At 64.6% G+C, this 18,201-nt stretch carries 13 protein-coding genes, 1 pseudogene and 2 other annotated features; of the genes and pseudogenes, 5 read left to right on the forward strand and 9 right to left on the reverse strand.

What is annotated here, in order from left to right:
* Positions 1 to 22: 22 nt before the first annotated feature.
* Positions 23 to 2,272: a Mu transposase C-terminal domain-containing protein gene (locus tag GBRO_RS24875; protein WP_012836312.1), complete on the reverse strand. Its 2,250-nt coding sequence runs from the start codon at positions 2,270 to 2,272 to the stop codon at positions 23 to 25.
* Positions 2,259 to 3,089 carry a TnsA-like heteromeric transposase endonuclease subunit gene (locus GBRO_RS24880; protein WP_012836313.1) on the reverse strand — a complete coding sequence of 277 codons (831 nt, stop codon included), beginning with the start codon at positions 3,087 to 3,089 and terminating at the stop codon, positions 2,259 to 2,261. The genes GBRO_RS24875 and GBRO_RS24880 overlap by 14 nt, the downstream gene beginning before the upstream one ends.
* A 1,122-nt stretch (positions 3,090 to 4,211) precedes the next feature.
* On the opposite strand from GBRO_RS24880, the gene GBRO_RS23405 reads away from it, so the two are divergent.
* The 4 genes from GBRO_RS23405 (at position 4,212) to GBRO_RS23425 (ending at position 7,211) form a co-directional block, all read left to right on the forward strand.
* The gene (locus GBRO_RS23405; RefSeq protein ID WP_012836315.1) at positions 4,212 to 4,526 is read left to right on the forward strand and encodes a hypothetical protein; all 315 of its coding nucleotides are present in this window, start codon (positions 4,212 to 4,214) and stop codon (positions 4,524 to 4,526) included.
* Complete coding sequence (locus GBRO_RS23410; RefSeq protein WP_012836316.1) at positions 4,523 to 5,032, forward strand: hypothetical protein; 510 nt, start codon at positions 4,523 to 4,525, stop codon at positions 5,030 to 5,032. Before GBRO_RS23405 ends, GBRO_RS23410 begins: the two co-directional genes overlap by 4 nt.
* A gap of 141 nt (positions 5,033 to 5,173) precedes the next feature.
* Positions 5,174 to 6,661 (forward strand): hypothetical protein, encoded by a 1,488-nt coding sequence (locus tag GBRO_RS27270; protein ID WP_227892816.1) that lies wholly within the window; start codon positions 5,174 to 5,176, stop codon positions 6,659 to 6,661.
* 76 nt (positions 6,662 to 6,737) lie between these two features.
* Positions 6,738 to 7,211, forward strand: coding sequence for a DUF488 domain-containing protein (locus GBRO_RS23425; protein WP_012836318.1), 474 nt, complete (start codon positions 6,738 to 6,740; stop codon positions 7,209 to 7,211).
* Here GBRO_RS23425 and GBRO_RS23430 read toward each other — a convergent pair.
* A complete protein-coding gene (locus GBRO_RS23430) occupies positions 7,208 to 8,080 on the reverse strand; it encodes a hypothetical protein (RefSeq protein WP_227892817.1) in 873 nt (290 codons plus the stop codon). The two genes, GBRO_RS23425 and GBRO_RS23430, sit on opposite strands and share 4 nt — an antisense overlap.
* A 124-nt stretch (positions 8,081 to 8,204) precedes the next feature.
* Between GBRO_RS23430 and GBRO_RS23435 the strand changes: the two genes are divergently transcribed.
* Positions 8,205 to 11,273: an N-6 DNA methylase gene (locus GBRO_RS23435; protein WP_012836320.1), complete on the forward strand. Its 3,069-nt coding sequence runs from the start codon at positions 8,205 to 8,207 to the stop codon at positions 11,271 to 11,273.
* A gap of 248 nt (positions 11,274 to 11,521) precedes the next feature.
* Here the strand turns inward: GBRO_RS23435 and GBRO_RS23440 are convergent, their stop codons facing one another.
* The 6 genes and pseudogenes from GBRO_RS23440 to GBRO_RS23470 all read right to left on the reverse strand — a co-directional run bounded on the left by GBRO_RS23440 (position 11,522) and on the right by GBRO_RS23470 (position 18,035).
* Positions 11,522 to 13,351 (reverse strand): tyrosine-type recombinase/integrase, encoded by a 1,830-nt coding sequence (locus GBRO_RS23440; protein ID WP_227892818.1) that lies wholly within the window; start codon positions 13,349 to 13,351, stop codon positions 11,522 to 11,524.
* Complete coding sequence (locus GBRO_RS23445) at positions 13,348 to 14,367, reverse strand: tyrosine-type recombinase/integrase (RefSeq protein WP_227892819.1); 1,020 nt, start codon at positions 14,365 to 14,367, stop codon at positions 13,348 to 13,350. The genes GBRO_RS23440 and GBRO_RS23445 overlap by 4 nt, the downstream gene beginning before the upstream one ends.
* A gap of 79 nt (positions 14,368 to 14,446) precedes the next feature.
* Positions 14,447 to 15,597 (reverse strand): annotated as a pseudogene (locus GBRO_RS27845) (IS3 family transposase); the annotation flags it as partial.
* Positions 15,191 to 15,319: a sequence feature (AL1L pseudoknot), on the reverse strand. It overlaps the preceding pseudogene by 129 nt.
* Positions 15,564 to 16,031, reverse strand: coding sequence for an excisionase family DNA-binding protein (locus GBRO_RS23460; protein WP_041920071.1), 468 nt, complete (start codon positions 16,029 to 16,031; stop codon positions 15,564 to 15,566). The gene GBRO_RS23460 and the pseudogene GBRO_RS27845, both read right to left, overlap by 34 nt.
* The gene (locus GBRO_RS23465) at positions 16,028 to 16,591 is read right to left on the reverse strand and encodes a recombinase family protein (RefSeq protein WP_012836323.1); all 564 of its coding nucleotides are present in this window, start codon (positions 16,589 to 16,591) and stop codon (positions 16,028 to 16,030) included. The genes GBRO_RS23460 and GBRO_RS23465 overlap by 4 nt, the downstream gene beginning before the upstream one ends.
* Positions 16,592 to 16,782: 191 nt before the next feature.
* Positions 16,783 to 18,035, reverse strand: a protein-coding gene (locus tag GBRO_RS23470; RefSeq protein ID WP_085950384.1) for an IS3 family transposase whose coding sequence is annotated in 2 segments (ribosomal slippage) — positions 16,783 to 17,741 and positions 17,741 to 18,035 — 1,254 coding nt in all. Because the reading frame shifts where the segments join, the coding sequence is not laid out codon by codon here.
* Positions 17,620 to 17,751 (reverse strand) — a sequence feature (AL1L pseudoknot). (Overlaps the previous gene by 132 nt.)
* Positions 18,036 to 18,201: the final 166 nt, after the last annotated feature.

The raw sequence follows: 18,201 nt of genomic DNA on the forward strand, positions 1-18,201 counted from the left end.
TCCTCTCCACTTCTGCTGTCAATCAACGAATTTCGGGTGCCTGTGGGACATAGTTTTCGTCATCGTCGTCATCGTCGTCATCGAGCCCGTCAGGTGCATGGGCGGTGAACGCGCCTAACCCGCCGGTGGGTTCCTCCTCGGCCGACTCCTCGTCGTCTGTCGCCGTCTCGTTGTCGGTGTCCTCGACGGGATCGGTGGGGCGCAGTTGCTCAGCACCCTCGCTTGCCACACCGGCGGCCCGCATACACTCGGCCACGACATCATCGACCTCAGACAGATCCCAGGTCGAGATCTCTTCCAATTCAACGTGTTTCGGAGTTCTCTCCGGCGCGGCAAGGTCCGGGTCCAGTGCCGGACCCAATATCGTGTCGGCAGTGCCGCGCGTGCGCTTGTCGGACATGTGGACCGACCGTATGAGAGCGTTACGGTCATGGCGACTCATGTCAATCGACGAAATACAGTCGACGAGAATATCTTTGGTCCGCTCCGGCGACTCTCCCCGGCGTAGAGCCCACTTACGCAGGACCGCATAGGTGTCTTCCGACATCGGGCCGGTGAATTTGTGGGCGTGCTCCCACTCGAGTTCGTGCCAGCGATGTGTGCGCGGGTCCTGCACGTAGACACGGGTGATGTCGTCGGGGTTGTAGCGGATGGGCCACTGCCCGGCGTGGTGACCGGCATACGGTGAGACCCGGCCGTCGAAGGTGTTCAGGATATCGCCGCGATAGCGACGCTTCTTGCCGACCTCGAAACCGTAGTGGTGCAGTTTCCGCCACGCAGTCGGCAGGAACTCGACGAAGGCATACGGATCGCTGGCCATCCGCGCCAGCCCGTGAACCTCCACCGAGACCTCGTACATCCGGTTCGGGCTTTGCTTTTCGTGGGGGAAACGGGGATCCACCAGTCCTACGTGGCGGCGTTTGTGGTAGTGACGGGTGATCCAATGCCGAATGATATTTTCGATCTCGTCGACGAAGAAGAACGCGTCATCCTCCGCGTCGAGCCCCCGCGAATACACATCGGGGCCCTTGTAGCCGGGGAGACGCATGATCAGTCGGCGTCGCAGACTGCCGAAAAACCGTTCTACCGTGGGCTTGTCGGTCGGTTTGTATGGCTGGGCAGGCCAGAGGTTGATGCCCTTGCGGTGGCAGACCTCCATAACGTGGGTGGAGATGAACGCTCGTCCGTTGTCCACGATCAGGTTCTCCGCGGCCACCAGTGGCATGCCCCAGTGGTGGCTGCGCTCGGTGAACACGATGTTCTCCGGCACTCCGTGGTAGTTCCAGGTGGTACGTGGGTTGATCGGGCCGCGGATCGGGCGTGGATGACAGGTCTCAAACAGAACGGTCGCGACATCAACGGCCTTCGTCGACACCGGTGTCACCGACAGCCCCACCACTGCCCGGGTGTAAAGGTCCATCGCGATGGTCAGCTGGCACTGCACCCACCGCCTGGTCGCCGGCTCCATCGCGAAGACATCGAGGACCTGGGTGTCCATGATGACGTACTCGCCCGCGTGTGTCGGTTTCAGTTGACGCAGTGAGATTTCGGGTCGCTGAGCGATCGATCGGCGAGCTTTCGCCGACCCCTTGAAGGAGTTGAGATGCGAAAAGTTCTCTTTGACGTAGGCGTAGGCCGTCGACTTTCCCGGCACCCGCACGACGCCCTCGCCGAACTCCTCGATGAGTTCGTCCTCGACGTCCTCGAGGACTGGCGCGACATCCCACGTCGCGTCCCCGGTGCGGCGCGAAATGATCTCGCCGAGTTTGTCTTCCCAGCGGGGATCGATGGCGCTGCGGCGCCGGCGGGTCGCTTTCGGTCGGGTCACCCCCGTGGGGCCACCGGCCGCTTGCAGCTCATCGAGCTGGCGCCAGATTGTGCGTTCAGAGACCTGCCGTCTCGCGGCGAGCTCCTTGACACGCCGGGTCTTACCCGTGCGGGGAGCGGCTTGCTCGTAGTCGGAGATCTTGTCGAGTTCGGTACCGAAGATGACCCACAACAGTTCCCGTGTCTCCACAGACGCCTGCCGCTTGTCGGCATCCGAGGTCAGATTCCACTGGAGATCCTGCTCGATGGCGAGTGTCTCGCCGGCGCGCGTGCACGGCTGCGCCTCGGCGAAGAACGCCGCCATCGATATCGTGCGTCCGATCTGGCGGCCCATGTCACGGGTGGTAACGCGCGTCGCGTCGTATGCATCGATCCGCAGCACATCGCCCCGGAACCGGACGTGGCTGCCGACATCCAGGGGCGCCGCCGCCTCAACGACGGGCATCGTGCAGCTTGTGGTAGGTCAGCCAGGTCGACGACTCCAACGGCTCCGACATATCGAACCGATAGATCGACCTCCACATACAATGTCGCACAGCAGCTTTGACAAACATCGATGGGAAGTCCGCCGAGAGGTGCGCCACCAGATCCTCCATAGTCGACGACCGGCCGTGCGATGTCGCGGCCGCGACGATCGCAGGGTCCACAACCGATTCGCGCCGATAGCCGCTCAACAGACTCAGGTTCGCCATCACGATCGGGTCGGCGCCGCACCACACCTCATAGCGCCACCCAGCTCCGCGCAGGGCCGCACCCGTCCACGTGTATGTCTCCACCCGCTTCGGGTTATAGAGGCGAGTTTCGCTGGTGACATCGACGACCGTCGGCCCATCGGCACCCAGCAACAGCAGATCGGGAAAATGCTTGCGTGGCTTACCGTTCGGTGGACGGAACACCAGCTCCATTACCTGCGAGTTGATCGCGGTCACCGTGGGGTCGAAGTCGGCGATCATGATGCGGGCGTGCTCGAGCCTCGACTCGAACTCCACGACACGTCCACCCGTGGTCAGCGCGTCGTGCCCCGAATAGTTTTTGCGACCCTTGTATTTGGGGATCGGCCGTGCCATCCGCCCACCGTCGACACACATCGGATCGACATCCAGGAGCGGTTTCGTCGCCTCGGCCCCGCCGGCAGGGATATAGCGGACCGTCGTCCTGGCAGCCACCTCGTCCCCGTCGTACCCGCTCCCCTGCTCCATTTTCGCGAAGTGCGCCGGGTCGGGGACCGATCGCCACAGCGTCGAGCTGGTCAGCGACCGCATCGCGCGGCCTCCGCCCCCGAGTCGAGGACACACGTCCTATACGGCCGGGTAGGCGGAGACAGCGGGAGCCGGAGCGCACAGCCAGGTGCACGATGTCGGGGTACGTCGATAGAATCGCCCACGGCGGGCTCCTTCGGATTCGCGTCCGGTCATCAGGGCCTGCCATGGGACGACCGGTTCTCAGGCTGTTGGCGCAGCCTCACCGGTCGTCCCGCCTTACGGCGGGCTTGTCAACAAGCTAGGTGTTGATCGGCCCAACGTCAAGTGATTAACAGGAACTGCATGTTGCCCTCCCACCCCTTGCTACCAGCATGAGAAGACGTCAGCTCGCTATGATTACCACATACATCGAAGCCCATCTCATGAGGTGACACCACCGTGTACAAGGCAGCACTGACTCCAAAGGATCCGTCGATTCGCCCTGCAGCGCGCTCGTCGCGGCCCGCCTCCACGCTGCACTCATCCCTGAGCGACCACTCGATCGAGGCGTTCTGCATGAATCCGAGCTGCGTCAACAAGGTGACCTACGCCATCGGGCAACCTGGCAGGAAAGCACTATTCTGCAGCCACAACTGCTCAACCGAGTACGCCGGCCACCGGCGTCGGCTCCGTGCCGAAGCCGACGAACTTAAACGACAGCTGACCGCGGTCAGCGCCAGCTCAAAGGACGGTCGACGACTAGCCGAACGATTGAAGCACGTCCTCTGGCACCTCGAACGCTACGGCGGACCCACGAGCCCAGCCGCAGACTCAGGGACGTAAGACTCGGCTTTCGGCCAACAGCCGAGCAGCGATCGCGTGCGATGTGGAGCGACAGCTACCCTCAAGTCATCGCCGGGACCATTCGTCGGAAGTGATGTATAGCTCCCCGGAACGACAGGAGTGCGGGCGGACCTTCAGTTCGCCGATGACGTGGGCAACCTGTGGCGGCGGCGACATGGCGAGCAAGCGGTACCCGTTCTGGAGGGTTAGTAGGCGAAGCGATCGCTGCACCCTCACCGGCCTCGTGCCTGGGCATGCCTTACTAAAACAGAGAACGCCCGCGGGGAGGCGACCCGCCGCGGAATCGTCGGCGGATCGCGCCCCGGGGCGTCTGCACGGTCCCGAAGTAGCGTTTCCAGCATGACTAACAGCAGCAGTGATGTGACGGCGGCCGAGCGGTTCTACGCAGCGTCGGGGCCGATGGCCACGTCGGTGATGGAGTGCGACTCGCGCTACTACGCCGAGTGCCTGATGTCGGGGCGGGGAGCCGTCACGGTGTGGTTGAACTCTGGCGAGGTCGAGCACGTCGCCGGCACCCGCTACCTCGACGCGGAGAAGCTGCGCGCCGACGAGAACGGGGGCACCCTCGAGATCATCTACCTCGGTGTGGTGCTGCGCGCGTATCCGACGGGTACTTGGACGCGCTGGGAGAGCGTCGACAGCGCCGGGGAATGACCACCGCCGAGGTCCGCGAGCGCCGTGCCGCGGCAGCCCGCCGGTACCAGCCCAGCAGGATCCGGCTGCTCCTGGTAGCGCAAGCGCCGCCCGACGCCGACGACCGCTACTTCTACTTCCCCGACGTGGCGCAGCACGACTGGTTGTTCCGCGCGGTCGTGCAGGCACTCCTGCCGGGCGCCGAACTCACCAGGGACAACAAGGCGGCCCTGCTGGAGCAGCTGCGCGACCGCGGGGTGTTCCTGATTGATCTGAAGCCCGATCCCATCGTGAACAGCCGGGACAGTCTTGCCGAGTTGCGGCCGCACGTTCCGCCTCGACTGCACCGGATCGCGGAGTTGGAACCCGAACGCATCATCCTGATCAAGGCCGACGTCTACGACGCGGCGTACACCGCGCTGGCAGTCGCGGGCCTGCCGGTCAGCAAGGTGCGCATCCCGTTCCCATCATCGGGGCGGCAGGCGGAGTTCAAGCTCGCGTTCGCCAGGGCGCTCCAGGGCGAATAGCGGTCCGCGTTGTCACCCCACCGTGCGACGCTGTCGCCCATGCCCCACACAGCCGAGCAGCTCCACGCCCTCGTCGCCGCCTGCGAGCAGTTTCGCGGCTCGGAGGCACCGAAGGGTTACCGGGACGGTCTCGCCCTCTGCATGGTCGACAGCGTGCAGTCCACCGGCGTCACCTACCGCAGCGTGGGGAAGGTACTCGACCGTTACCGGGCCTACCGCCGCGAGCAGGGCGGAGAACCGGCCATCGACGGCACCGCAGAGCTGCTCGCCACCTTCGACGAGTTGGACGGCCCGGACGGCTGGGCGGCGCGAATCGGCACCCGCAACCGGACGTCTACCCGCGGCGGGATCCTGAAGGCGGAGGCGATCCGGGACGCGGCCGCGGTGCTCGCCGCCGAGGGCATCGACACTGCGCCTGCCCTTCGCCAAGCCGCCACCGATGAGGCCCGCCTGGAGCAGGTACGGAAGGCGCGGTGCGCGGTGAAGGGCCAGCGCTCCGGGATCACGCGGCGGTACGTGCTGATGCTCGCGGGCATTCCCGGGGGTGAAGCCGGACCGGATGATCTGCCGATTCGTCGCCGACGCGCTGGATGTTCCGCGCCGCAGCGTTGGTTCAGAGTTCGCTGCCGAGATCGTTACCGCCGCGGCGCCAGAACTCGACATGTCGCCCACGGCCCTCGACCACGCGATCTGGCGGTTCCAGCGGGGCCGGAAGCCGAATCCCGCAGATCAGCATGCGATGCATGTCGCAGGGAATCGGTAGCGTCGACCCTCATGGGGCCGGATGACTTCTTCGAGGAGCGCGAGACGATCAGTCCGTGGACCAGCGGCACGACCACGACGACCAAACTGCGTCGAGCATTCCTGAAGGAACTGGCGGCCGGTCCCGTGGCCGGAACGGACGACCTCGACGCCGCGGTCGCGCTCACCCACCTCGTATGGGATGAACTGATCGCGTTCGGCACCGGCGGCGGTAACACCCTCGACGACAAGGAAGTTGCGATCGCGCAGCGCGCACTCACCGCGACCCTCTCGCGCATTGGTATCACGCTGAGCTTCCCGTGGCGGGACTTCACCAGCTTCAAGGCTCACTGGTTGCGCAACGGCTGCTACAACTCCTGGCACGCCCGCCGCGAGCTGCTCAACGAGTTGTTCGCCCCGGTACAAGCGGAGCTGGATCGGCAGGAGGACGCCCAGTTCCGAGCCGTTAACGCCGAGGCGGTGTCGCCGCACACTAAGACGGGCTGGCCGAAGGTGGATGAGGAGCTCACCGAGCTTCGCCGGCGCTTCCGCAGCGCCACCACCGCGCAGGACTACCGCGACGTCGGTAACCGCGCCGTCGGCGTGCTGGAGGCCCTTAGCCGAACCATCTACGACCCCGACGTGCACCTGCGCGACGGCGAGACCGAGCCGCCGGCCGACAAGACCAAGCAGCGCATCGGCAGGTACGTCGAGGACTCGCTCGCGGGCAGCGACAACGAGGCGATCCGCGGTGTCGCGAACAAGGTGATCGAGCTGGCGCACAGCGTGAAGCACTCGACCGCGCCCACGCGGCGGGAGGCCGGCATCGCCGCGGACTCGGTGATCATGCTCGCGAACATCTTGCGCCGGGTGGATCAAGACTTCTGAGTCGCAGTCACGGTTGCATCGCGTCACCGGGGGTTCACTGCACGTCGGCACGCTCGGTGATGCACCATTGGGACCCATGGGCACCTCTGACACCACCGCCGCGCACGACGCCGCCGAAGGGACCCTGGTCAGCATCGGCTACGAGGGGCGGACAGTCGGCGACCTCGTCGCCCAGTTGCTCGCGCAGGACGTGCGCGTGCTCGTGGACGTTCGACTGACCCCGCTGAGTCGCAAGCCGGGACTGTCGAAGACGAAGCTGTCTGAGGCGCTCGCCGCCGTCGGCATCCGCTACGTGCACCATCGTGCGCTGGGCAACCCGAAGGACAACCGCGCCGGGTTCCGCGCCGGTGAGCCGGAGTCCCGCGCCCGGTACCGGGAGGTGCTCGACAGCTCGGCCGCCACCGATGCGCTCGCCCACGTATGCGAACTCCTGGACGGCGGGGCAGTGGCATTGCTGTGCTTCGAGCATGACCACGCCGAGTGCCACCGCGACATCGTGGTCCGCCAGCTGTTGAAAGCCCGCCCGGCCGCTGCCGTGGTGCACGTCTAGAAGAGGGCGTCCTCGATCTTCGGCCGCCACACGCCGAGGACGGAGAAGACCCAGTGCCGGGCGTTCTGGTTCCCGACGTAGAAGTACACGTCGTTGTCTTCGGCCAGCATCTCGCCACGCCACTTCGTCAACATCGCCTCGCGGGCCCGACCGCGGTCACCGTAGTCACGCAGCCACTTGCGGCCGCCCTGCCCGGCCTCCCAATCCAGGACCTTCTGGTCGTGGCCCTTGCATGTCGCCGTCGCGCACTTGTACCTGTATCGGACGACGAAGGGCGCCGGCTCCAGCGGAGCCAGTGATGTGCCGAACAGATCCGGCGCCGACGCCTTGTCGATCTTCGCCTGCTCGGACTTGCTCCACGGCTGCCCGTCCTCGACGGTGACCTTGATGTCGTACGGCTTGATCAGGCCGAGCGAGGGCGCCCGCTTGGTCATTTCACCCACCGGATTCTGGGCCAACAGGTCGCACATGGTCTTCGTGCCGATCAACCCATCGAGGTTCGCCCGGCGGCCCTGCCAGTTGCTGCTCGTACCGATCCATGCCAGGCGCGCCATCTCGTCCTGGCGAGGGCGGAAGGACTCCGGACGGACATCGTTGGACTGGTGGTAGGTGCCGTTCACCCGGATCACGTCGTACTTCTTGAACGTCCGGTCGAAGTCCTCATTGCGGAACCGGACGGGGTACAGGCGAATCCACTCAGGCCGTTCGCGGTCGAGTCGCACGCCAGCAACGCAGACAGTCTCCAGGTACTTGTCGCTCGGGTTGGGGTAGGTCTTGACGGTGATCATGACCTCCGCGGTCTCTTCACCCAGCCGCGGAGCCTTCAAGCCGACAGCGTCGGTCCCATCCGGACCGCCATTTCCTCCCATTCGGGCAGATTAACGGCCGCGTGAGCAATCGACGGGGACCTTCCCCAGCGTCGGCCGCGCCGCACACGAAACGCCCGGATCTGGATCTGGCGCGTGTGTCGGTATCACTGCCTATGGTCATCTCGTGCCCAGCCAACTCGCTGTCGAGACCGTCACCCGCCTTGCGCGCCGCACCCCGGCGAGGCCAGAGGCGGAGATCCAGGCCGACATCTACATGCTGTTGACCACTTCAGGCCTCGGCCTCGACTCTGATGACGTCGTGAAGATGGAGTCGCAGGTTGCCGACGGCACGCGGCGTCGCATCGACATCGAAGCGGGTCACGTCGTCATCGAGGTGAAGAAGGATCTCCGCGTCGGAAATCTCGCCGACTACGAGGAGCAGCTCGCGGGGTATGTCCAGCAGCGTCACATCGAGCTCGGTAGCCGTTACGTCGGCATCTTGACTGACGGCACCGGGTGGCGACTGTACAACCTGAGGGACGGGGTGCTCGTCGCTGTCTCCGAGCTCGAACTGAACCCGAGTGCGCCGGACGTCGACCATCTTCTGGTGTGGCTGGAATCCGTCATGGCGACCAGGGACCAGATCAAACCCACTCCGCAGGAGATCGAAGATCGCCTCGGTGCCGAATCTCCCGGCCATCAGCTCGATCACGCGTCCCTCGCGGCTCTATTCGAAGCGAACATTGACCACGCAGAGGTGAAGCTCAAGCGCGAACTCTGGGCCAAGCTGCTTCGTACCGCGTTCGGCAAGGGCTTCGTCGATGACCCCGACCTGTTCATCAACCACACGCTGCTGGTGATTACCGCCGAGCTTATCGCCCACGCCGCGATCGGATGGGACGTCTCACCCAGTGGCGGCCTGTCGCCGATTCAGCTGACGTCAGGTACGGAGTTCCAGCAGGCCCAGATTCACGGTGTCGTCGAGGCCGACTTCTTCGATTGGGTGGTACAGGTCGATGGCGGTCAAGAGTTCGTCGCAGAACTCGGTCGGCGCATCGCACGATTCGACTGGACCAAGGTCGAGCACGACGTTCTCAAGATCCTCTATGAATCGGTAATCGCCCCCGAGGAGCGTCAACGCCTCGGGGAGTACTACACGCCGGACTGGCTCGCGGATCGGGTAGTCGCGGCAACCGTCACTGACCCGCTCGGCTCGAGAGTGGCCGACCCCAGCTGCGGGTCTGGGACGTTCCTGTTCCATGCGATCAGGCGGTACCTGCGGGCAGCCGATGACGCGGGGACTGCCAGTGCGGCCGCGGTGGACGAGGTCACGGCGCACGTGATTGGGATGGATGTGCACCCCGTCGCCGTCACTCTCGCCCGGGTCACTTACCTGTTGGCGATCGGACTCGACCGACTCAAGGATGGTGAGCGGGGACCGCTGGCGATTCCCGTCTACCTCGGGGACTCGATGCAGTGGGAGCAGAGCCGCGACCTCATCGGAGGCGTGGACAGGGTGACTATCAGCACGGAGGGCGATTCCATCATCGCCGGCGGCGGCGGTGTTCTCTTCGGTGACGACTTGGTCTTCCCGCGCAGCATCCTCGGGGACGCTGGCCGGTTCGATCGCCTGGTCTCGGAGATGGCAGACAAGGCCCTCGACACGTCCAACAAGAAGAACGGAACGTTGATCGACCCCGTCCTGAGGCGGTTCAACATCACCGAGGACGAGGCCGAGATCCTGCGTGAGACATTCGCCACCATGCGGGCACTACACAAGTCGGGAAAGAACCACATCTGGGGCTACTACGTCCGCAACCTGATCCGCCCCCTGTGGCTGGCTGAGCCCGACAACCGCGTCGACGTGCTCGTGGGTAACCCGCCATGGCTGCCCTACGCGAAGATGACCGCCGCGATGCAGGAGAGCTACAAGAAGCTGGCTAAGCCGCGCAACTTGCTGACCGGCGGGCTAGGGGCGGCCAGCCGTGATCTATCCACCCTCTTTGTCGTGCGAGCAGTGGAGCTATACCTGCGTCCCGGTGGCGCGTTCGCGTTTGTGATGCCGTACGGGATTCTTACCCGTAAGCCGCACACAGGCTTCCGCACCGGCAAATGGATGACGAGGAACTCGGAACACCTCGCAGTGGAGTTCGGAGTCAGCTGGGGCCTGGCCGATGTCACAACCGGTTTCCCCATGGTGTCCTGTGTAGTCCACGGCAAGCGCTCGGCGTCGGCTTCCCCGATCGGGGAAGCCATCAGCACTTGGACCGGATACCTCGCGCGACCGGATATTCCGTGGGAAGAGGCGAAGGACAAGATCACGATCGGCGATGGCGCTGTGTCTGCGCACGATGCCGGCGCCGTGAGGCCGGAGTCGCCGTACAAGAAGGAGTTCCGTCAGGGCGCCGTTCTCGCTCCGCAGATGGTTCTCTTTGTCCGTGAAGTACCTGCAGGCCCACTCGGCGCCGGAGCGGGCCGAGTGTCGGTGACGTCCAATCGCAGCACCTACGAGCCGAAGCCTTGGAAGCACCTGGCCGCGATAAGCGCGACGGTCGAGACGAAGTTCGTTCGTCCTACATACCTCGGTATGACTGTGCTTCCCTACCGCACACTGGAACCGCGGCGAACTGTACTCCCGGTCAACGACGCCGATGTGCTCGAAGAGTCAGCCATCGATGACCACCCCGGGCTCAAGTCCTGGTGGGACCAGGCTGAGGAACTGTGGGGCGCGAACAAGTCGGAGTCAGACAAGGGAAAGCTGCTCGACCGCATCGACTTTCACGGGCAGCTGTCGGCACAACTCCCAGTCGCTTCGATCCGAGTTGTCTACACGAAGACTGGGAACAAGCTCGCAGCGGCGATAGTGCGCGACTCACGGGCGATCATCGACTTCTCCCTGTACTGGGCCGAGGTCTCGACCGAGTCGGAAGCGCGGTATCTGTGCGCGGTGCTGAACTCGGGCACGGTGCTGGAGAGGGTGAAACCTCTTCAGACACTGGGCCTATACGGCGCGCGACACTTTGACAAGTACGTGTTCCTGGTGCCGTTCCCAAAGTACGACAACACCGACGACCTGCACCTTGAGATCGCTTCTCTCGGCGAGAAGGCGGAGAAGCTCGCAGCGACCGTCGATGTGTCCTCGGCGCGTACGTTCCAGGCGGCGCGGAAACTGATTGTCCAGGCGGTTGCGGACGCCGGTATCGGCGCGGCGATCGACGCCGCGGTCGCCAAGCTGGTGCCGGCGGAAAGCTGATCCGCCGGGTTACGCCACCCGCCGCCGCACATCCTCGACGCGGATCAGCCACGCTCTGAATCGCCCCGGCTTTGCTGGAGGCTCGTTTAGTTGGTTCCGGCCTCTGTTGGGACCGTGTTCTCACGGTAACTGGTGACCGTGTGGGTTGCCCAGTAGGTAGCTTCGTGCTCGACGGGCGGGGCGTGTCCGATCTCGCCGTGCAACCGTCGGTGGTTGAACTTATGTGGGTGATCGGCGTCAAGAGCCGGTCATGAGGCGTCGGTGTCGAGTCGTTCGAGGAGTCCGTCGAAGACCTTGGCTCGGCCAACTTGGCCCTTGTGTGCGGCGTCGTCGCGTTGGGCTTGGAGGGTGGGACGGAACTCGATGGTGGTGACGAAGAAGCTGCAGGATTCGCAGATCGATTCGAAGTGGCAGTCCATGTCGACGGGCCGGGCACAGTATCCGTTGCCGAGCATGCGGCGGTGCATTTCGGCGCGGAGCTTGCGCATCTCGGAGCCTTCGTCGGTGTCGGGAAGGTGTGGCGGCTGGTCGTAGAGTGCTTCGACCTTTTCGGTGACGGAGAAGTACTGCTCGGCCACTGTCCTGTCGGCGATGCGGGCGTAGACCATGGTCATGGCGAGCGTTTTGTGGCCGAGCAGAGCGGCGATGGCGTCGAGCGACATGCCCCGGTTGATGGCCTGGGTCGCGAGGGTGTGGCGCAGTTGGTGAGCGGTGACATGTCCGATCCCGGCGGCTTCGGCGTGCCGGTCGAGCGCGGCCGTCACTCGGTGGCTGGTGATCGGGCGGTGGTTCTCAACGAGCAGCCGGCTGGTGCGGATGCCGGTGGGACGGTGGTTGTCGATCCAGTCGTCGAGGAGTTCTTTGAGTTGGGGGTGTAGTGGTATGTAGCGGTCATTGTGCATCTTGCCCAATGGGATTCGTAGCCAGAAGGCTGTGCCGATCTGGACCACGGCATCGGTGGTCAGTCCGAGTAGTTCGCTAATGCGGATGCCTGTGCGGGCGAGTAATTCGACGATCAGACGGGACAGGGGGTCGGTATCTGCGCGGGCGGCGCGGAGAAGTTTGGTGGCGGCCCCGTCGTCAAGGAATCTGGGCAGTGGCTTGTCGATGATCGGTAGGTCCCCGATGAAGACCAGCGGACGCACCGGTGCGTTCGGGTAGTCCCAGTCGGTGATCCGGTCGAAGAAGCAATGCAGGTTGATCAGAGCGTTCTTGATGCTGCCCCGGTTCAACGGTTTCCCGGTACGTGGGGTGGGTGTGGTGGACAGCCACTTCTTGAACTCCTCGATGTGAACGCGTTGCAGCTCAGCGCAATTCGCGATCTGTGGGTGGGTGTCGGTCAACCACGAACCGAAGCGCCGCAGGTCGTGTTCGATGCCGGTGACCGTATTGGGTCGCAGGCTCAGGGTGACCTGCTCGATGTAGCGGCGAGCGGTGGTCGCGTAACCGTGTGTGATCGTCGCCCAACCGGTCGTCGCGACTGGCTGATGGTTCGACGGGCGCCGCCAGGTGGACAGTTTCTCGGCATGGAACAGGGTCAGCTGGAGCTGGTTGAACATACCCGCGAGGTTGCGGCCGGCCTCGGGCAGTCCCCGCATCCGGTAGCTCGCCAGGAGCGCTTCGCGAGCCGGGAAGAACTCTGTATCACCCACTGCGGCAGGAGGAGTCGCGGTCATCGCGGAGATCTTGGCCAGTAGATTCCACTGGCCGGTGATCCGCGAGCCGCTGATCTCGACTGTCTCGCACGCCTCGAGAAACCAGCGGTAGTCCTGCGGGCAGTGGGAACGTGCGGCGTATCCCAGATGCAGATTCAGCGAGCTGATCAACTCGGCATCGGCACGCAGCTGCCCGGTGACCATCAGCCAGGACGCGAATGAGCGCGCTTTCCCGACGACCTCGAGCCGCTGCGGCGAGGTCAAGCAATGCCAGCCGCCGGCGCGACTCACTCGCCTCTGGCAGGTTTCGGCTGCCTGTGTCGTGGAGCGCCCGGTCTTGAGTCCTGCCGCGCGCATCGCCGCGAGGTAGCTGGCGACGATGTGTGCGTCGTTGCCGGACAAATCGGCGGCCGCGGCCATCATTGCTCCGAAAGGTTCTGGGCATCAATGGCTTCCATTGCTCGTCGGTACTCGCTGGCGAGCCAGTCGTTGGCCAGGTGTAGGTAGATCCGAGTCGACTCGATCGAGCGGTGGCCAGCCTGGGACTGGATGGCTTCCAACGCCATCCCGGCCTCGCGTAGCCGGGTAAAACAGGTGTGCCGCAACTGATGGCACGTCAGCTGCTCGATGCCTGCACGGCGCCGCGCGCCGGCGATGATCTCGTCGAGTCCGGCGGCGCTGAGTGGTTGCCCGCGACGGGGACCCTTGAGCACGACGAACAGGCGATCGGTGGCCGTATCCTGTGGACGCTCCCGATTCAGATAGTCGGTGACCGCGGTGAAGAAGCGTGTCGAGATCGGCACGATTCGCTGATGCCCGCCCTTTCCTTCGGCGATAAACACCCGTCTTTCACCAGGATTGAGATCGTTCAACCCGAGTCCGAGGACTTCGCAGCGTCGCAGACCGCCGAGCAGCATCGCGGCCACCATGGCCCGGTCACGGTCCGTGCGCAATGACGCGACGAATGCGTCGGCTTGCGCGGGATCGAGCACCCGTGGCAACGTCCGCGGCGCCCGGATCAACGGAACTCCCCGCACTGCCCGGCCCGGACTCCGAGTCGCTAGTCCTCGCGGCACGGGATTCGCCGTCACGACACCACGGATTCGCAGATACTCGTAGAGCCCGGCGATGCTGGACAACCGGCGCTTGATGGTGCGCGCCGACAATCCCTGCTCGCCGTCCTCGATGCGTACGACCGTCGCACCCCGACGCGGCTGACGCTGCTGCTTGAGGAAGTCGAGCACGTCATCGACGCTGACCTTCTCGGGTTCTCGGTCGACGACCTCGAAGAACACCTTCAGGTCGTAGGCGGTCGCCAGGACTGTGTTCGGTCGCGCCCGCGTGGCAACCAATTCGAGATAGTCGTCAACCAACTCGTGCCCGAGTGACACCATTCGGCCGCCGGTACTTGCGCCGCGCACCAGACAGGGATCGAACACCACGCACCTCCCGAGTCGAGGGTCCGCCTGCCCTGTAGCTATCACCAGCAGACACGCCGAGATCACCTGCATATCGTGACCAGTCGATGTACTCGGCGACGGCGATCTCGACGTCGCCGACACTGCCCCAACCGCCCTTCGGGCGCATGATCGGGTTACGGATGCACTCGGCCTTGAACAACGAGTTGAACGCTTCGGCCATCGCGTTGTCGTACGAATCACCTTTGGAGCCAACAGAAGTCACCGCGTCAGCCTCGGCGAGACGTTCGGTGTAGCGGATGGCTCGATATTGCACTCCGCGGTCGGAGTGGTGAATCAGCCCGGCCACATCCTGACCGGCACGCGAACGCGCCCACAAGCCCATGTCCAAGGCATCCAACGCGAGGTCGGTGTGCATGGTGGTTGAAACCTGCCAGCCGACGACTATCCGCGAGAACACGTCGAGAATGAACGCCGCGTACACCCAGCCGGAGTGGGTGCGGATGTAGGTCAGGTCCGCGACCCATAGCGCGTTGGGCGCCGCCGCGGTGAATTTCCGCTTGACCCGGTCTGCCGGCTGTGGGGTCTGGGCTCCCTCACTGCGCGTGGTCTTACGCGTCTTCGACCGTGGTATCCCCTGTAGCCCATCGGCTTTCATCAATCGTTCGACAGTGCAGCGAGCCACCTCAATATCCTTTCTGCGGAGTTCGGCATGGACCTTGCGGGCACCATAGACGCCGAGATTGGCGGCGTGCACAGTGCGGATCTCACCGAGCAACTCGCGGTCACGAACTGCTCGTGGCGCTTCGACTCGCCGAGAGCTCAGATGGGTTCGTACCGTGGACGGAGCGATCTGGGCGGCCGTATCTCGCAGGGCCTCGCAGGTCGGATCGACCCCGTGTTCGCCGCGAAAGGCGGCAACGAACTCCACAATTAGCGCTGTGGGCGGTCGATCTCCGCGGCGAAAAAAGCCGATGCCTGCTTGAGGATCGTGTTCGCCCGCCGCAGCTCACGGTTCTCCCGCTCCAACTGGGCGATCCGGTCAGCGTCACTGGTCGTCGTACCCGGGCGCTGCCCACCATCGATCTCGGCCTGTTTGACCCAGGTCCGTAGCGCCTCCGGGTGCACACCCAACTGATCGCCAATCCGTTTGAGCGCTCCCGGCCGCGTGGCCGGGTCCTGATGGGCTTCCACCGCCATCCGCGTCGCCCGCTCCTTCAGCTCAACACTGTACTTCCGTGGTGCTGCCATGCTCTCCATCCTTCACAGGCTCGAGAGCCACCGACAAACCCGGGGCGGTTCACTCCCGGCATCGGCGTCTCCGAGCCCGCCCGCACCGCCTCCTGCTGCCCCTTGCGGATACGCACGTTCATCGCCTGCGAGGTGATGCCCGCCAGCTCCGCGACCTCGGCAGTGCTGAGCCAGCCGTGCTCCCGGCGCCACTCGGCTGAGGCCTTACGGCTGCGGGGCACGGCAGCGACCCACTCCGGCCGCGTGACGATGCGGTCGTCGACGCGCGTGGAGGGCAGGCGGCCGTCGGCGATCATCCGAGCCACCGTGTCGCGGTGCACGGAGAGCAGCTCCGCGGCGTCGTCGATCGCGAGGAATCCCTCGGCGTGGAGAGCCGCCTCTTCGCGACGGAAGCGTGCGCGGAGGCCTTCGGCGGCGCGCTCGGAGGGGGTCATGCGGCGGACTCCTTCTCCTCAGCGAGTGCGCGGTACACCGTCGCCCGGCTCGCGCTGAGCGACTTGGCGATCTCGTCCACGCCGACGCCGCCGGCCCGGAGGAGGCGGGCGTGCCGCTTCTGCTCCGCCGTCAGCTTCGCCGGTCGGCCACCGTACCGGCCCTGCGCGCGGGTAGCTTCGAGACCGGCACGGGTGCGCTCGATCAGCAGGTCCCGTTCCATCGCGGCGAGGGCGGCCAACATCGTGTAGACGAATCGGCCCATCGCGGTGCTGGTGTCGATCTGCTCGGTGAGGGAGACCAGGCCGATGCCGTCACGCTCGAACTGCTCGCCGAGATCCACGAGGTGCTTCATGCCCCGGCTGAGCCGGGACAGGGAGTAGACGACGACGGTGTCGCCGGGGCGAAGGTCCGGGAGCATCGCGTCGAACCGCGGCCGGGACACCGCGGCGCCCGAGACGCCGTGGTCGATGTAGAGGGCGTCGACGTCGGCGCGTTCGAGCGCCCGCACCTGAAGCGCTTCATCTTGCTCGTCCGTGGATGTCCAACGACAGTGACTCACCGCCCGGCGCGGGCACCACTGAGTGCCCGACGGCTCAGGCCAGTCCGGCGGTGAGCAGAGCGGACTCGCGCGAGGGTCGAAGTCTCTAGGGGCCAGTCAAACCCGAGCTTGGACAACACATGGCAGTTCAAAGTTTGACTGGTCAGCCGCACTACCACCCTGAACCGTCCTGGATCGGATAGAGACCTGGTTCAGGCCACCTCCGCCACGGAGGCGACGCTGTCACGATAGCGCGTCTCGTACTCGACGGGTGAGCAGTAGCCCAGGGAGGAGTGCAGCCTCTCGGCGTTGAACCAGTGCACGTAGGCGGCGGTCTCTCGTTCGACCTCGCCGCGGTCCTTCCAGGCGCGGCCGGTGTCGATCAGTTCGGTCTTGTACAAGCCGATCGCCGACTCCATGAGCGCGTTGTCGAGCGCATCGCCGACCGATCCTATGGATCCGGTGATGTTGGCCTCGGTCAGCGCAGCGGTGAATGCCAACGATGTGTACTGACTGCCCGCATCGCTGTGATGAACCAAACCGGTTGCGGTGAAGTCGAATCCGGATCGGCGGCGGACGAACAACGCTTGCTCGACAACACTCGTCACCAACGGTGTGTGCTTGCTCGCCATGACTCGCCACCCGAGGATGCGTCGCGAAAACACATCCACGAGGAACGCGACGTAGACAAACCCCGCCAATGTCCACACATACGTGAAGTCGGCCACCCACCACTGATCCGGATGTGTCGGTGTATCCCATTGTCGTTCAACATGATCAGGGAATCGTGGCGCCCTATCGTCTCGGTGGGTCGTGGTGGTGCGATGGCTGCCGCGTACAGCACCGGAGATGCCGCAGATCCCCATCAGCCGGCCGACCTGATCACGACCCATCACGTGACCGGCGCGCCACATCGTGTGATACATCTTGCGCACCCCGTACACACCGCGGTTCTTCTCGAACTGCTGGTAGACGGCATGAGCGGCGTAGGCCTCCTCGAGCATCGCTGCCGAGACCAGGCCACGCTGCTTGTGGGCATAGTAGGTGGATGGGGCAATCTGCATTCCGTACTCGGTGAGTACCCGGCAGATCGGATCGACCCCGAACCTGTCCCTGTGATCGTCGATGTACTCGACGATCAACGAAGTCGGCGGTCGATCTCCGCCGCGGCGAAAAACGCCGACGCCGTCTTCAAAATCTCATTGGCTCTGCGCAATTCGGAATTCTCACGACGCAGCTCACGCACCTGAGCATCCAACTCCCCACTGGTCGTACTCACCCCCGAGGAGACCACCGGCGTGTCCTTCTCGATCCAGTTACGCAACGTCGCCTGATTGATATCGAGCATCTCGGCGACATGCCGGCGCGCCGCCGACTTCGACCCGCCCACCTCGCCGAGCCGATCCTGATACATCCGCACCGCACGCTCACGCGTCTCCTGGTCAAACTTCCGTGGTGCTCCCATAACAGCATTCTCCTGGTGAGATCACGGTCTCCACCAGACCCAGGACGGTTCACCCGGCCTTGGTGAGGGTCAGGGGGTAACCCCAGGGGTTATTAACAGGGTGGTTCCGGACTGTTCAGAACTGTCGGGTCAGAGCACTAAAATTGAGAGAACATCCACAAGGTGA

The sequence above is a fragment of the Gordonia bronchialis DSM 43247 genome (genome assembly GCF_000024785.1).
Lineage (GTDB): Bacteria > Actinomycetota > Actinomycetes > Mycobacteriales > Mycobacteriaceae > Gordonia > Gordonia bronchialis.

Coding starts and splice junctions, on each gene's coding strand:
- GBRO_RS23430 (WP_227892817.1), bottom strand. CDS start 8,080: ATGGGAGGAAATGGCGGTCCGGATGGGACCGACGCTGTCGGCTTGAAG.
- GBRO_RS23440 (WP_227892818.1), bottom strand. CDS start 13,351: ATGATGGCCGCGGCCGCCGATTTGTCCGGCAACGACGCACACATCGTC.
- GBRO_RS27270 (WP_227892816.1), top strand. CDS start 5,174: ATGGTCGACAGCGTGCAGTCCACCGGCGTCACCTACCGCAGCGTGGGG.
- GBRO_RS23425 (WP_012836318.1), top strand. CDS start 6,738: ATGGGCACCTCTGACACCACCGCCGCGCACGACGCCGCCGAAGGGACC.
- GBRO_RS23405 (WP_012836315.1), top strand. CDS start 4,212: ATGACTAACAGCAGCAGTGATGTGACGGCGGCCGAGCGGTTCTACGCA.
- GBRO_RS24875 (WP_012836312.1), bottom strand. CDS start 2,272: ATGCCCGTCGTTGAGGCGGCGGCGCCCCTGGATGTCGGCAGCCACGTC.
- GBRO_RS24880 (WP_012836313.1), bottom strand. CDS start 3,089: ATGCGGTCGCTGACCAGCTCGACGCTGTGGCGATCGGTCCCCGACCCG.
- GBRO_RS23410 (WP_012836316.1), top strand. CDS start 4,523: ATGACCACCGCCGAGGTCCGCGAGCGCCGTGCCGCGGCAGCCCGCCGG.
- GBRO_RS23460 (WP_041920071.1), bottom strand. CDS start 16,031: ATGACCCCCTCCGAGCGCGCCGCCGAAGGCCTCCGCGCACGCTTCCGT.